This is a genomic window from Paraburkholderia sp. GAS199 (assembly GCF_050436585.1).
Taxonomy (GTDB): domain Bacteria; phylum Pseudomonadota; class Gammaproteobacteria; order Burkholderiales; family Burkholderiaceae; genus Paraburkholderia.
This window is the reverse complement of sequence record NZ_JBNDMM010000007.1, coordinates 184,462-198,920: the sequence shown is the minus strand read 5'-3', so window position 1 is coordinate 198,920 and position 14,459 is coordinate 184,462. Positions and strand designations below refer to the sequence as shown.

The following is a 14,459-nucleotide window of genomic DNA, read 5'->3' as shown; positions in this document are numbered from 1 at the left end:
TGCATGCGCGGCACGCTGGTTCGCCTGTCACGCATGCAGTAAAACGCCCTCCACCCACTATGGCTTTCTGGCCGCCAGATCGACGTCCAGCCCGCCGTCTTCGCCCATCCGCACCGTGCCCTTCGACACGTCCCGGCGATAGCCGTACAGATCGAACTTCATCACGCCAGGGTTCGAGCTGTCCTTGATGAAGGTTCGCGTATTCGTGACCAGCGAATTGAACATCTTCACGTCGCCGGATTCGATCCACACGAAACTCTTCGCCGCGCCCACGGGCGGCCGCGCCGCGGGCAGACTGCCGTCGCGCTTGAACTTCAGCACCAGTCCTTCGTCGGTGACGGTGGCGCTCGCGAGACGTCCCTGCAGAACCGGCGGCGGAAACACGGTGTACTGATCGAACACGAGTTCGTTGCCCTTGAGCGCCACGCCTTTGCGCGTGAACGGCGTCAGCGATTCGAGCGGGATATCGAGCGCGCGCAGGAGTCCCGCCTGCGGCACGCCGAGCACCTTGACCGAGGTCGGCGCATAAACCAGGTGCCGCTCGTCTTTCGCGACGATCGTGCCGCTCATCGTGGTGGGCAGCCACACGCCGGGAAAGTGATTCCACAGCTTGATACCGCCGGTCACCTGCAATTCGCCGTCGACCGGCTTGAGTTGCAGATCGTTCAGCGAACGCGGCGCATAGTCGAGCAGATAGTCGTTGAAGAGCGCGGCCATCGCGGGCCAGGGTTCGACCACTTCGCCGCCGACGATGCGAATATCGTATTGATCGGGATCGTCGAGATCGACCGGCTGGCCGGGCTTTTTGGGCACCATTTGCGCATCCAGCGAACGCACGTGAAAACCGATTCGTCCCGCCACGTAGAAGTCGACGTTTTCCACGTGAATCAGCGAGGCGCCGGCCGCCGAACGACGCTCGTCGCCGAGTGCCGAACCCGGCGCCGCCATGCTCTGACCGGCGAAGGCCGCGCGTGTGCCGACGGGAATCGCGCGCGCCACCGCCGCGACGCGCAGCGTGTTCTGCGCTGCCGGCACGCGTTGCCAGACGAGCCGCGCCTGCGCCAGCGACGCCTGCTGCGCGCGCAGAAAGCCGTCGTTATAACGCGCGCTCGCGCTGCCGGTTTGCGTCGAGGCTTCGTTGGCCGTCGCCGTTGCACTGGCGAGCGTGGTGTACGAAGGCAAATGCACATCGAGCGCACCCGCTTCGTCGAAGGTGAAATAGCCGGCCGCCATCTGCTCGCGATAGTGATACAGGTCGAGCACGAACGGCGCACGCGCGTCGAGCGGCGTGAGCGCCATGTCGATATTCATCGGCATGGAACGCATGAACTTCACGTCGCCGCCCTGCACCAGCATGCCGCGCGCGGGCATGGTCGCGGGCCAGTCGATGCGCTGGATGGTGTGGTCGTCGAGCTTGAAGCGCACGCCCTCGGCGCTGGTATCGATCTGCGCGATGCTCATGCGCAACGCGGGCGGCGGCGTGAGTTTGGCGACCTGCATGACGACGTCGTCGCCTTCGAGCCGCGCGATCGGCGTGTCCACTTTCAGCAGATCGGCCATTCTCACGTGCGCGGCCTGCATCAGCTTGTCGGCACCCACGCCCGCCACTTCGATGTGATCGGCGTGAAAGACGAGTTCGTCCGCGTTGCGCATCGAGAGTGCGCCGCCGAGCACGATCGGCACCCACGTCTCGCGATGCATCTCGCCGGTGATGCGCAACGTGCCGCCGTCCTGCGGCACCACGCGCATATTGCGCAGCGGCGAGCCCTGATACTGGAACAGATAACGGTTGAAGATCGCCGTGAGTTTGGCGCTGTCGAGCGTGACTTCGCCGCGATGCACGTTGATGGTCACACTGGTCGGATCGTCGAACACGATCGGCTGACCGGCCTTCGCGGGCGTCAAGGTCGCGGCCATGTCGTGGATCATGAAGCCGATGTCGCCGGTCACGCGAAAGTCCACGTCGCGCGCGAACATCAACGAGCCGTCGATGCCGGAGTCGCGCAAGGTCAGCGGCCGGCTACGCGTCTCGCTCATGCCGCTCGCGGACGGCACGCGTGCCGCGACGCTCTGCTCGGCCGCGAGTTGGCGGGCCTTGGCCTGTTCGAGCGCGGGACGCGAGATGTTGGTGGCGGCGCTGGTGGTGCCGCTGGCTGGGTTGGCCGGGAGATTTGTCTGAGCCGGGGGCTGGGTCGCGTCGTGGCTGTCCGCCGCGCTTGCGGCCACACTGACCGGCGTGCTCGTCTGCTGTGAGTTTGCGTTGGCGGTTGCGTTGGCGGCTACGTTGGAGGTGGCGCCGGCTTCGGCCGTCGTCGAACTGGCGTCGGCACACGCGGACATCAACAGCGCAGCCGTCACGAGCGCCGCGCCGGCACTGACGCGGGTTCGCCACGACGCATCGCGCGCACGGACCGGCGGCAGCGGCCATTCGCCGACTCGCGCTCGCGCCGCCGATGCAGCGACCATGCCGGCCGATGAGTATGTCTCTTTCACGATGTCTCCTCCTGTAGCCGTGGCGCGTCTTCACGCGCGCCGCGTACGGCACGGTTTTGTCGCGCATACGTCGGCTTTAAACATCGGGCCGGCGTCGCGCGCCTTTCACCTGATTGTCTGTATTTGTCAGCGCGCTGCCGACAAGATTTCTGGAGGACGCTCACCAAACGATCAAGCGTTTGAATCGCCCGCAAGGGACAACGGAAAGCCGCGTGGGCCGGGCACGAGCGGCCGTCGTGCGTGAGGAATTCAAACGGCAACGGAAACGCGGATTCAGCGTGAAGCGAGGGTTGCCGCCCGCGGGTCGGTCGAATTGCAGCGCGAACGCGCGGCGTGCCCGAATGCCGCGCTGCAAAAACGCCTGCTCGAAGCCCGCTTTACATCAGCCCACGCCGAGCCATTCGCGCATCACGTCGGGACGCTGCATGAACGCCGCGAGCGTGTCGTCGAACACGATCTCGCCGTGCCCCATCACGGCCACCCGGCTCGCCAGTTCCTGTGCGATCACGAGGCGCTGTTCGATCAGCAGCATGGCGACGCCGCGATCGCGCAGCACTCGCAGACATTGGATGATCTGCAGCATCACGGCGCTGGCGAGTCCCTCGCCGGGTTCGTCGATCACCAGCAGATCGGGATCGCCGAGCAAGGCGCGCGCGAGCGTCAACATCTGCTGCTCGCCGCCGGACAACGCGCCGGCCCGCGCGCTTCTGCGTTCGCGCAGGATCGGGAAGAGCGCATAGGCGTCGTCGATGGAAAAGCGCGGCACGTGGCCACGCGGACGCGGCGCGACGCCGAGTTGCAGGTTCTCCTGCACGCTGAGTGCCGGAAACACGTCGCGATGTTCGGGCACATAGCCGATGCCGCGACGTGCGATCTCGAAGGTACGCAAGCCGCCGAGCGATTGCCCGTTCAGACGCAATTCGCCTTCGCTGCGCACGAGTCCCATGATGGCGCGCGCCAGCGTCGAGCGGCCGGAACCGTTGCGCCCGACCAGCGCCAGCACCTCGCCCGCGTCGATCTGCAACGTCGCGCCGTGCAGCGCCTGGCTCGCGCCGTACCATGCATCGAGCCCGCGAATGTCGAGCAGCGCCGTCATGCGGGGAAGCCCTCGCCGAGATACGCGGCGCGCACCGCCGCGTCCGCGCGAATCGCGGCCGGTGTGCCGGTGGCGATCACGCGCCCTTGCACCAGCACCGAAATGCGATCGGCGATGGCGAACACCGCATCCATGTCGTGCTCCACTATCAGCAGTGTGCGGCCGGCCGTGGTCTCGCGAATCAGTTCGACGGCGCGCGCGGCCTCCGCGCGATTCATGCCGGCGGTCGGTTCGTCGAGCAGCAAGGTGTGAGCGCCGCCCGCAAGTGCGAGGCCGAGGTCCAGTGCGCGCTGTTCGGCATAACTGAGCGTGCCGGCCACGATATCCCGGCGCGCGCCGAGCCCGACCGCTTCCAGCACGCGCGCAGCGTGTGCGTCGACCGTGCGCGAGGCGCCGAAACGCTGCCACCAGCGCATGCGGTCGCGCTCGGCCAGCATCGCCGCACAGCGCAGGTTGTCGAGCACCGTCAGACGCGCGAAGACGCTGGTGGTCTGGAAGCTGCGCGCGAGACCGCGCCGCGCGATCGCGGCCGGCGCGAGGCGCGTGATTTCCGCGCCGAACAGATCGATGCGGCCAGCGTTCGGCCGCGCGCCGCCCGCGATCAGATTGAAGAGCGTCGACTTGCCCGCGCCGTTCGGTCCGATCAGTGCGTGACGCTCGCCGGGCTGGATCGCGAGATCGACGCCGTGCAGAACGCGCGTGGCGCCGGAGCGCTTTTCGACGCCGTAGAGCGCGAGCGCCGGGATCATCGCGCGGCTCCTTTCGTGACACACGTGAGACGCGTGTCACGCCTCAAGCCGTCGATACGCTGACGCGCACGCGTGGCGAAATGCGCGGCGAACGCGCCGCACACGGCGAGCAACGAGACCGTGAGCGTCAGGCGTAACGTCGAAGCATGCTTGGCGGACAGCGGATCGGTTAGGAAGCCGAACACGCCGGCCACGCCGCCTTCGTCCGCGCCGAATTGCGCGGCATAGGCCCATTGGACCGCCAGCACGACGGCAAGCGTCCATAAGACCAGGCAGGCCGTGCCCCACAGATACAGTGCGCCGCAGGCACGCCAGCCGTGCGCGGCGATGCGCGCCGTCTGCCGCCGCATGAAACCTGACAACCCATCCGGCGACGCCACCACGACCACGATGAAGAACAACCCGAGATAGAACGGCCAGGCGCGCGTGACGCTCGCCAGCATGACGCTGAAGAACGTCAGCACGACCGCGCCCGCCACCGGTCCGAAGAAGGCACCCGTGCCGCCGATCACGGTGGCGATCAGCACGGCGCCCGAGCGCGCCATGCCGACGCTTTCGGTCGACACCAGTTCGACGTTGATCAGCCCCAACGTCCCCGCGATGCCCGCGAAGAACGCCGACATCACCATCACGCCATAGCGGATACGCCGCGGATAGCAACCGATGGCCGCCGCCCGCGTGGGGTTGTCGCGCACGGCATTGGCGAGACGCATGAACGGCGTGCGCGATAGCGCGAACATCGTCGCGGTGGCCAGCACGCACCACACCGCAATCAGCACGTACGCCTCGCGCCCGGCGCCGAAATTCCAGCTGCCGAGCGGCGGCCCGCTGGTTCGGTCGATCGCCACGCCGGCCTCGCCGCCGAACCAGTCGGGCAAGGTCCACGCGGCGGCGGCGACGAGTTCGCCGATGCCGAGAGTAATCATCGCGAAGGCGGTGCCGGCGCGCCGCGTCGAGATGAAGCCGAATGGCAAGGCGCACAACGCGCCGCCGATCCCGCCGATCAGCGGCAGCAGCACGAGCGGCACGCCGACGCGGTTGAACACCTGTGCAGCGACGAGCGCGCCGAGCCCGGCATAGGTTGCGTGGCCGAACGACAGGAGCCCCGTTTCGCCGAGCAGCAGGTTATAGGAAAGCGCGAACACGATCATCGCGGCCGTTTGCGCGAGATAGGCGAGCAGCCAGCTTTGCGGCCAGATCGTCGGCGGTACGCCGAGCAGCAGCACGAGCGCGAGCCACGGCATGAGCGATCGTACGATCAGCCGCACGAGCGGCCGCGAGGTTCGATCTGGCGGCACGATGCCGGCGTCACGCATGATCGTCACGGCGGCCGAAGAGTCCGCGTGGCCGTAGCGCCAGCATCGCGACCAGCAGCGCGTAGGGAATCAGCGGCGCGAGTTGCGCGAGCGTCAGCGCGTCCCAGGCGGGCGGCAGCGGTTCGCCGAACAGCGACACGAGATCGCCGAGCGAAACGCTGCTCGCCACCGCGAACGTCTGCACGCAGCCGACCAGCAGCGACGCCACGAGCGCGCCGCTCAGCGAGCCGAGCCCGCCGATCACCACCACCACGAACACGATCGAGCCGACCGATTCGGCCATGGCCGGTTCGATCACGAAGAGCGGCGCGCCGATCACCCCGGCCAGCGCGGCGAGCGCCGTGCCGGCCGCGAATACGCCGGTGAACACGCGCGGTACGTTGTGGCCGAGCGCCTCGACCGCGCTTGCATGCGTGAGCGCCGCGCGCACGATCAAGCCGGCCTTCGACACGCGCAGCACCGCGTACAACACCAGCAGCATGGCCAGCGACACCGCCATCATGAACGCGCGATACCGTGCGAAGCTGGCGCCATACAGCGTGAACAGCGGTCCGTCGAGCAGGGGCGGCACGCTCGCGCTCAGCGCGCTCAGGCCCCAGCCGAGCTTGACCAGTTCACCGAGCAGATAAGCCGCGCCGAACGTCAGCAGCAATTCGGCGAGATGGCCGTGCACCCGCACGCGCCGCAACAGCCAGCGCTCCATCGCCGCGCCGAGCAGGCCGACCACGAGCGGCGCGACGAGCAGCGCGCACCAGAAACCCGCGTGTGCCGCCACCGACAATCCGACATACGCGCCGAGCATGTAGAAACTGGCGTGCGCGAAGTTCAGCACGCCCAGCATGCTGAAAATCAGCGTCAGTCCGGCCGACAGCATGAAGAGCAGCAGACCGTAACTGAGCCCGTTGAGCAGATTGACCGCGAAGGACTGCACGCGGCTAGTCCGCTTGCCCGTCGACGACGAGCGGCTCCAACGCCGCGCGAAGTGCCGCAGGCAAGCTCACCGGACGACGCGTGATGCGGTCCACGTAGACGTGCACGAAATGGCCTTGCGCGGCCGGGCGCTCGTCGCCTTCCTTGAAGAGCCCCACTTCGTAGCGCACGCTCGACGAGCCGAGACGCGTCACGCGCAGACCGGCATCGACGCGGTCGGGAAAAGCCAGCGGCGCGAAGTAGTTGCACTGCGTCTCGACCACGAGGCCGATGGTCTCGCCATGCTCGAAGTCGAGCACGCCCGCGCGGATCAGGTACTCGTTCACCACGGTGTCGAAGTAGCTGTAGTAGACGACATTGTTCACGTGTCCATAGACGTCGTTGTCCATCCAGCGGGTCGGGATGGACAGGACATGGCGGTAGGCGTCGCGGGTGGCGGGAGCGGGTTTGTTCATCGTCGGTCGGGTCGTTGTTCTGGGTTGGGACGGTGGCGCGTGCGGTTTGCGGCAAAGATCGCGCCGGCGGGCATGCCGGTGATCGTGCCGGCTATTGACCGGGTCGTTCCACGAACTCGAACGGCAGACCGCGGCGCTGCATCCAGTCGGCCACGGCGTATCCGGTGCCCGCTCGCCACGGACGCAGTTTCGCGGGTTCCACGAGCCGGTATTCCAGCAGTTCCGGCGACAGCGCGATCGTGCCGTACGCCTTCACGTGATACGCGACGATCAGCTCGTTCTTGCGCATGAATTCGTACACGCCGACCAGTTCGACGGTCTCGCTGTGCAGCGAGGTTTCTTCGAACACCTCGCGCGCAATGCCCTCTTCCGGCGTCTCGCCGTTCTCGAGAAAGCCGGTGATCAGGGCGAACATGCCTTCGGGCCAGGCGGCGTTGCGCGCGAGCAGGATCTTGCCGTCGTATTCCACGATCGCCGCGACGACCGGCAGCGGGTTGTTCCAGTGGACGTAGCCGCACGTCGCATCGGGGCAGGCCTGGCGAAGGCGGCCGCCTTCGTGCGCGACGTCGGCGCGCTCGACCAGCGGGGTCGCGCAGCGCGGGCAGAATCGGTAATCGGTCATGAAGGCGGACGTGTCTCGGGTTTTATGGGGTGATGCGCGGTGATGCTATGGCGCGAAGCGGCTCGCGCTCGGCTTGCGTTCGGGTTGTGCTTGCGTTACGCGCAGGTCACTCGCAGATTTACGCTCAGGACGCGCAGAGTTCGCGCACATCGGCGGCGAATCGCTCGACCGTTTCCGGCTGCGTGTCCCACGCGCACATCAGCCGGCAGCCGCCCGCGCCGATGAACTCGTAGAACTTCCAGCCACGCGCGCGCATGGCTTTCGCGGCCGGCGCCGGCAACTGCGCGAAGACCGCGTTCGATTCTCTGGGGAACATGATGCTCACGCCCGGAATCTCCTGCAAGCGTGTTTCCAGCAGCGCCGCCATCGCGTTCGCGTGACGCGCATTGCGCAGCCACACGTCGTTGTCGAGCAGACCGAGCCACGGCGCCGAAATGAAGCGCATCTTCGACGCCAGTTGTCCCGCCTGCTTCAGACGGTAGGCGAAATCGTCGGCGAGCGCGCGGTCGAAGAAAACCACGGCTTCACCCACCGGCAGACCGTTCTTGGTGCCGCCGAAGCACAGCACGTCGACACCCGCGCGCCACGTGATTTCCGACGGATGCACGTCGAGCGCGGCCACCGCGTTGGCGAAGCGCGCGCCGTCCATGTGCACTTTCAGATGACGCCGTTTCGCAATCGCCGCGATCGCGCGAATTTCTTCGACCGTGTAGACCGTGCCGACTTCCGTCGACTGCGTCAGTGTGACGACCTTGGGCTTGGGATAGTGGATGTCGGCGCGGCGCGTCACCACCGCTTCGATGGCGTCCGGCGTGAGCTTGCCGCCAACGCCCGGCGCGGTCAGCAGCTTCGAGCCGCCCGAGAAGAACTCGGGACCGCCGCACTCGTCGGTTTCGATATGCGCGAGTTCATGACAGATGACCGAGTGATACGACTGACACAGCGAGGCCAGCGCCAGCGAGTTGGCGGCCGTGCCGTTGAACACGAAGAACACTTCGCAATCGGTCTGAAACAGATCGCGCAGACGGTCGCATACCTGGTTGGTCCAGGAGTCGTCGCCGTAGGCCGGTTCGTGACCGCTATTGTTGGCGGCGATCAGCGCTTGCAGCGCCTCGGGACAGATGCCGGCATAGTTGTCGGACGCGAAGTGTTGCATGGCGGGCGAGGCGCCTGGCGACAGGCGCGCTGGGAAGGCGAGAAAGCGCTCATTTTAAGACGACGGGGCCGTAATTGTTCTGGCGACGGTTTTGAGCGTCGTTTCGGCCTGGCTTTCGGCGACGGTCATATGCTCTGCCGCGGGTACTCTCGTGATCACTGTTGGACCCGGTTGCGTGAGCGCTCGTGCATTTTCATGCGCGCCTATGCGTCGCGTCGAGTGCGTCCCGACGCGGAATTTCGCGTCCGGTTGCGTCCACGCTTAGCCGCCGTCACACGCTCTGCTGCACGTTTCCATACGTGCACCTGTGCGCCCTGCTGCGTCCACCTTCAGCCGCCGTCACGCGCTCTCACGCACCATGGCGCACCTATCCGCCCTGCTACGCCCGCGCCCATGCTCTGTTCCGCGAGATCATGCGCGCTCTCATGCTCCAGGCTACGTTCACCGGCTCAACTGCAACCGCAGTCGGGCATGCGTCCACGGCCGCGCGGCCAACGCGCCACGCCGACGAGCCCTACCGCGCCGATCATCAAGGCGGCGGCCGCCAGCGCCAAGGCCAACGAGAACGAACCGGTCCGTTCCGCGATCGGCGCCGCCACCAGCGGTCCGACGATCTGCCCGACGCCGTACGCAGCGGTCGCATAGCCCATCAGACCCGCCGCTTCCTCGCCACGCAGACGCCGCGCCTCGCGCATCGCGAACAGCGTGATCGCCGTGAATGGCAGACCGATCAACACGCTGCCGAGTGAAAAGCCGCCCGCCGTCGGCCAGACGATGCCGAGGCCAATGCCGAGCGCCTGCAACACGTAGCAGCCGGCGAGCAGCATGCGGTTGTCCCAATGCGTCGGCAGGCGCGCCGCCAGCAAGGCGCCGACGATCAATGCCGCGCCGAACATCGGCCAGAACAGATCCGGCCAGGATGAACCAGGCAGCGCGTGTCGCGCGATCACGGGCAGGAAGGTCGCGGTGATGATGTAGCCGAAGCCCGGCACGCCGTAGAGAAGGACGAGCCAGAAAGCGTCGATGCGATGCGTTCCGGCGGCGACCCGATGCGGGACGCGCGGAGCGTGCGCCGCGGCCGGCGGGTTGCCCGACGGGCGGACGACGCCTTGCGTTGCCGCAGCTCCCGCGCCGAAGGCAGCACCGGACCCGGCGCCGAACACCGGCCAGACCACCGCCGACGCTACCGCCGCAATCAGGCCGAAGCCGATCCAGCCGGGCGTCGCGCCGTAGCCGCCCATCATGCTCACCAGCAAACCCGTCCCGACGATGCCGACTCCCGGCCCCGTGTAGATCACGCCGCTCCAACCGTGCGCGCCGAGTTCGGCGAGCCGCCGCAAGCCCCATTGCGACGCGAACACAAACGTCCAGGCGCTCACGGCGCCGGCGATGAAGCGCACCAGCGCCCACACCCAGAACTGACTCGTGACGCCCATCGCGAGCGTCAGCAGCACCGTGGTCACCAGCCCCAGCCGCACCATGCGCGCCGGTTCGACGCGCAGCGCCGCACAGGTCACCGCGCCGACAAAGTAGCCCGCGTAGTTGAACGACGCGAGCCAGCCGCCGTGCTGGATGTCGATTTGCGGCTGACCGAGCGCGGCGCCGTGCAGCATGAGCGGCAATAGCGGCGTGAACGCGAAGCGGCCGATACCCAGCGCGACCGCCAGCGTCACCATGCAGGCCAGGGCCGCGCGGCGGGCCGCGTGCCGTTCATCCGACGTGTCCTGCGCGTTCGAGACGAGATCGTTCATAACCGATGGTCCATGAAAGCCAGCCGGCACCATGCCAGCGTCTTTCAAGCATATTAGCTTGACGCTTGCATCACGAAAAATGAATAATTCAGATACCAACCATCGCCAGGAGAGAATCTTGGATCTCGCCGCTTTGGCCATTTTCCGTGCGGTCGTCCGGGAAAATGGCGTCACGCGCGCCGCCGCAAAGCTCAATCGCGTTCAATCGAACGTCACCACGCGCATCAAGCAGCTCGAGGAACAGCTCGGTACGGCACTGTTTATCCGCGACGGCCGCCGGCTCGTCCTGACGCCGGCGGGCGAAACCTTGCTGCCCTACGCCGAGCGCCTGCTCGCCCTCGCCGACGAAGCGCGTCATGCGGTGCGCGAAGACCGTCCCAGCGGACGCCTGCGACTCGGCACGATGGAAAGCGTCGCGGCGACACGTCTGCCCGGCTTGCTGGCACGCTACCATCAAAAATGGCCGGACGTGGCGCTCGAACTCGAGACCGGCACCACCGGCAAGCTGATCGAACGGGTGCGCGAATTCGAAGTCGATGCCGCGCTCGTCGCCACGCCGCTCGATCCTGCCGCACTCGACGATCTTTTCGAAGCCGTGCCGGTCTTCCGCGAAGAACTGGTGATGCTGACGCCGCGCGGACATCGGCCGATCCACGAAGTGCGGGATATCGCGCTCTCCACGCTGGTCGCATTCGAGCGTGGCTGCGCCTACCGGACCTACATCGAGAAATGGTATCTGGAGCACGGCGTACGGCCGGCGCGGGTGCTGGAACTGGGCTCGTATCACGCCATCGTGGCCTGCGTGGCGGCTGGCGCGGGGGTGGCCGTGGCGCCGCGCTCGGTGCTCGATCTGCAGATCGAATCGAACAATATCGCGGTGCACGCGCTACCCGATATCGAGCCGATCGAAACCCTGCTCGTCTGGCGACGCGGGCATTTCTCGTCCGCGCTGAATGCGCTGCGGCAAACGCTGGTGGCCGGGGAGATTGCGGTGGGCGCGGCGGCGGTTGAGGATGCGCCGGTGGTGGCGGCTTGAAGTTGCACGCCGACGTCTGCGCTACCGGGTGACGGGTTAATGGCGCCGGAAAAGTAGCGGCTCAGCGACGAATCAGGTAACCGCGCTGTCAACACCGCCCCACCCACAAACGACTCGGGCCGCGTGAAATGCTCGAATTTCAAGCATTCCACGCGGCCCGATCAGTCCGGAGCCGGAACCGGTTTAAAGCTGCGCTTCGACCCAGCCCTTGACGCCGGCCAGCGCGGCCGGCAGGTTTGCCGGTTCCGTGCCGCCAGCCTGCGCCATGTCCGGACGGCCGCCGCCCTTGCCACCCACCTGCTGGGCGACGAAGTTGACCAGCTCACCGGCCTTGACCTTCTTGCTCGCGTCCGCCGTCACGCCGGCGATCAGGCTCACCTTGCCGCCTTCGACCGACGCCAGCACGATTGCCGCGCTCTTGAGCTTGTCCTTCAGCTTGTCGACCGTTTCGCGCAGCGTCTTGACGTCCGCGCCTTCGAGCGTAGCCGCCAGCACATGCACGCCGGCCACTTCGATTGCCTGACCGGCGAGTTCGTCGCCCTGGCTCGACGCCATCTTCGACTTCAGCGCGCTCAGTTCCTTCTCGAGCGACTTCACCTGGTCCTGCACCTGCGCGATCCGCTGCGTCAGTTCCGAGGGCTGCGCCTTCAGCACGGCCGCAGCCGCGTTGATGCGCGCGTCGAGGTCCTGCACGAAGCGCACCGCGTTGTCGCCGGTGATGGCTTCCACGCGACGGATGCCCGCCGCCACGCCGCCTTCCATCACGATCTTGAACAGACCGATGTCGCCGGTGCGCTGCACGTGCGTACCGCCGCACAACTCACGCGAGAAACCGAGGTCGAGCACGCGCACTTCGTCGCCGTACTTTTCGCCGAATAGCGCCATCGCGCCGCCCTTCACCGCGTCGTCGAACGACATGAGCTGCACCACGCCAGGCGCGTTGGCGAGCACTTCGGCATTGACGATTTCTTCGACGCGACGGATCTGCTCGTCGGTCATCGGCGCGTTGTGTGCGAAGTCGAAGCGGGTCTTGTCCGGATCGACCAGCGAGCCCTTCTGCTGCACGTGCGAGCCGAGCACTTCACGCAACGCCTTGTGCATGAGGTGGGTTGCCGAGTGATTGCGAGCCGTGCGCGCGCGGCGCACCGTATCGATTTCCGCCTTCACCACGTCGCCGACCTTGAGCGTGCCCTGCTCCAGGGTGCCGTGATGACCGACCACGTCGGCCTGGACCTTCAGCGTATCGGCCACCGCAAAACGCACGCTTGCGTTTGCCAGCACGCCCTGGTCGCCGACCTGACCGCCCGACTCGGCGTAGAACGGCGTGTGATCGAGCACGACCACCGCCTGCTGACCATCTTTGACTTCCTGCACCGACGCACCGTCGACATACAGCGCGATCACTTTCGCGTCGTCGAAGGTGATCTCTTCGTAACCGTGGAACGTGGTTTTCGCGCCCGAGTATTCGAGACCCTGCGCCATCTTGAACTTGCCGGCCGCACGAGCCTGCTCGCGCTGACGGGCCATCGCTTCGTCGAACGCGGCTTCGTCTACCGTGACTTCGCGCTCGCGGCACACGTCGGCCGTGAGGTCCAGCGGGAAGCCGTAGGTGTCGTGCAGCTTGAATGCGAGTTCGCCGTCCAGCGTCTTGCCGCCCTTTGCTTCGAGATCGGCCAGCGCGCTTTCGAGAATCGACATGCCGTGCTCGATGGTCTCGAAGAAACGCTCTTCTTCCTGACGCAGCACGTCGGTCACGCGCTGTTCCGCTTCTTTCAGTTCCGGATACGCGACGCCCATCTGCGCGACCAGATCGGCCACCATGCGATGGAAGAACGAACCCTTCTTGCCCAGTTTGTAGCCGTGACGGATGGCGCGGCGCACGATACGGCGCAGCACGTAGCCGCGGCCTTCGTTACCCGGAATCACACCGTCGACGATCAGGAACGAGCATGCACGGATGTGGTCGGCGATCACCTTCAGCGAATTGTTGGTGAGATCGCTCACGCCGGTTTCACGGCCCGCCGCCTGGATGAGCGCCTGGAACAGGTCGATCTCGTAGTTGCTGTGCACGTGCTGCAGCACGGCGGCGATACGCTCCAGACCCATGCCGGTGTCGACGCACTGCTTGGGCAGCGGCGTCATGTTGCCTTGGGCGTCGCGGCTGAACTGCATGAACACGAGATTCCAGATCTCGATGTAGCGGTCGCCGTCTTCTTCGGGCGATCCCGGCGGGCCGCCCCACACATCCGGACCGTGGTCGTAGAAGATTTCCGAGCACGGGCCGCACGGACCGACGTCGGCCATCTGCCAGAAGTTGTCCGACGCGTAGCGCGCGCCCTTGTTGTCGCCGATGCGGATGATGCGCTCGACCGGCACGCCCACTTCCTTCGCCCAGATGTCGTGCGCTTCGTCGTCTTCGTGATAGACGGTGACCCACAGCTTGTCTTTCGGCAACTGGTACACGCCCGTGAGCAATTCCCACGCGTAGTGGATCGCGTCGCGCTTGAAGTAGTCGCCAAACGAGAAGTTGCCCAGCATTTCGAAGAACGTGTGGTGACGCGCGGTGTAGCCAACGTTTTCCAGATCGTTGTGCTTGCCACCGGCGCGCACGCTGCGCTGCGCGGTGGTAGCGCGCGAATACGGACGCGATTCCGCGCCGAGGAACACATCTTTGAACTGCACCATTCCCGAATTGGTGAAGAGCAGCGTCGGGTCGTTGCCGGGCACAAGGCTCGACGAGCGAACGATCGTATGGCCCTTCGATTCGAAGAACTTGAGGAATTTCTCGCGGATTTCGGCGGCTTTCATAGCGTGCGGGGGACGGGTTTGCCAGTTCCCTGGCTGTTACCGGCGGC

General features: G+C 66.4%; 11 protein-coding genes. 1 reads left to right on the top strand and 10 read right to left on the bottom strand.

What is annotated here, in order from left to right:
- Nucleotides 1–57 precede the first annotated feature (57 nt).
- The 9 genes from P3T18_RS25375 to P3T18_RS25335 form a co-directional block, all read right to left on the bottom strand.
- Entirely contained in the window at nt 58–2,466 is a 2,409-nt protein-coding gene (locus tag P3T18_RS25375; protein ID WP_429302986.1) for a hypothetical protein, read from the bottom strand.
- A 409-nt stretch (nt 2,467–2,875) separates the two neighbouring features.
- On the bottom strand, nt 2,876–3,589 hold the full coding sequence (locus tag P3T18_RS25370; RefSeq protein WP_429302712.1) for an ABC transporter ATP-binding protein: 714 nt from the start codon (nt 3,587–3,589) through the stop codon (nt 2,876–2,878).
- Nucleotides 3,586–4,338, bottom strand: a complete 753-nt coding sequence (locus tag P3T18_RS25365; protein WP_429302711.1) for an ABC transporter ATP-binding protein — start codon at nt 4,336–4,338, stop codon at nt 3,586–3,588. Before P3T18_RS25365 ends, P3T18_RS25370 begins: the two co-directional genes overlap by 4 nt.
- On the bottom strand, nt 4,335–5,654 hold the full coding sequence (locus tag P3T18_RS25360; protein ID WP_429302985.1) for a branched-chain amino acid ABC transporter permease: 1,320 nt from the start codon (nt 5,652–5,654) through the stop codon (nt 4,335–4,337). Before P3T18_RS25360 ends, P3T18_RS25365 begins: the two co-directional genes overlap by 4 nt.
- A complete protein-coding gene (locus P3T18_RS25355) occupies nt 5,647–6,585 on the bottom strand; it encodes a branched-chain amino acid ABC transporter permease (RefSeq protein ID WP_429302710.1) in 939 nt (312 codons plus the stop codon). The genes P3T18_RS25360 and P3T18_RS25355 overlap by 8 nt, the downstream gene beginning before the upstream one ends.
- 4 nt (nt 6,586–6,589) lie before the next feature.
- Nucleotides 6,590–7,039, bottom strand: coding sequence for an acyl-CoA thioesterase (locus P3T18_RS25350; RefSeq protein ID WP_429302709.1), 450 nt, complete (start codon nt 7,037–7,039; stop codon nt 6,590–6,592).
- A 91-nt stretch (nt 7,040–7,130) separates the two neighbouring features.
- The gene (locus P3T18_RS25345) at nt 7,131–7,661 is read right to left on the bottom strand and encodes an NUDIX domain-containing protein (protein WP_429302708.1); all 531 of its coding nucleotides are present in this window, start codon (nt 7,659–7,661) and stop codon (nt 7,131–7,133) included.
- Nucleotides 7,662–7,785: 124 nt separating this feature from the next.
- Nucleotides 7,786–8,817, bottom strand: a complete 1,032-nt coding sequence (locus P3T18_RS25340; RefSeq protein WP_429302707.1) for a threonine aldolase family protein — start codon at nt 8,815–8,817, stop codon at nt 7,786–7,788.
- A 449-nt stretch (nt 8,818–9,266) separates the two neighbouring features.
- A complete protein-coding gene (locus P3T18_RS25335) occupies nt 9,267–10,568 on the bottom strand; it encodes a YbfB/YjiJ family MFS transporter (RefSeq protein WP_429302706.1) in 1,302 nt (433 codons plus the stop codon).
- Between the two features lie 118 nt (nt 10,569–10,686).
- Between P3T18_RS25335 and P3T18_RS25330 the strand changes: the two genes are divergently transcribed.
- The gene (locus P3T18_RS25330) at nt 10,687–11,604 is read left to right on the top strand and encodes a LysR family transcriptional regulator (RefSeq protein ID WP_429302705.1); all 918 of its coding nucleotides are present in this window, start codon (nt 10,687–10,689) and stop codon (nt 11,602–11,604) included.
- 183 nt (nt 11,605–11,787) lie between these two features.
- On the opposite strand, the gene alaS is transcribed toward P3T18_RS25330, so the two are convergent.
- Complete coding sequence (gene alaS / locus P3T18_RS25325) at nt 11,788–14,412, bottom strand: alanine--tRNA ligase (protein WP_429302704.1); 2,625 nt, start codon at nt 14,410–14,412, stop codon at nt 11,788–11,790.
- Nucleotides 14,413–14,459: the final 47 nt, after the last annotated feature.

Coding starts and splice junctions, on each gene's coding strand:
- P3T18_RS25375 (WP_429302986.1), bottom strand. CDS start 2,466: ATGGTCGCTGCATCGGCGGCGCGAGCGCGAGTCGGCGAATGGCCGCTG.
- P3T18_RS25370 (WP_429302712.1), bottom strand. CDS start 3,589: ATGACGGCGCTGCTCGACATTCGCGGGCTCGATGCATGGTACGGCGCG.
- P3T18_RS25365 (WP_429302711.1), bottom strand. CDS start 4,338: ATGATCCCGGCGCTCGCGCTCTACGGCGTCGAAAAGCGCTCCGGCGCC.
- P3T18_RS25360 (WP_429302985.1), bottom strand. CDS start 5,654: ATGCGTGACGCCGGCATCGTGCCGCCAGATCGAACCTCGCGGCCGCTC.
- P3T18_RS25350 (WP_429302709.1), bottom strand. CDS start 7,039: ATGAACAAACCCGCTCCCGCCACCCGCGACGCCTACCGCCATGTCCTG.
- P3T18_RS25345 (WP_429302708.1), bottom strand. CDS start 7,661: ATGACCGATTACCGATTCTGCCCGCGCTGCGCGACCCCGCTGGTCGAG.
- P3T18_RS25340 (WP_429302707.1), bottom strand. CDS start 8,817: ATGCAACACTTCGCGTCCGACAACTATGCCGGCATCTGTCCCGAGGCG.
- P3T18_RS25335 (WP_429302706.1), bottom strand. CDS start 10,568: ATGAACGATCTCGTCTCGAACGCGCAGGACACGTCGGATGAACGGCAC.
- alaS (WP_429302704.1), bottom strand. CDS start 14,412: ATGAAAGCCGCCGAAATCCGCGAGAAATTCCTCAAGTTCTTCGAATCG.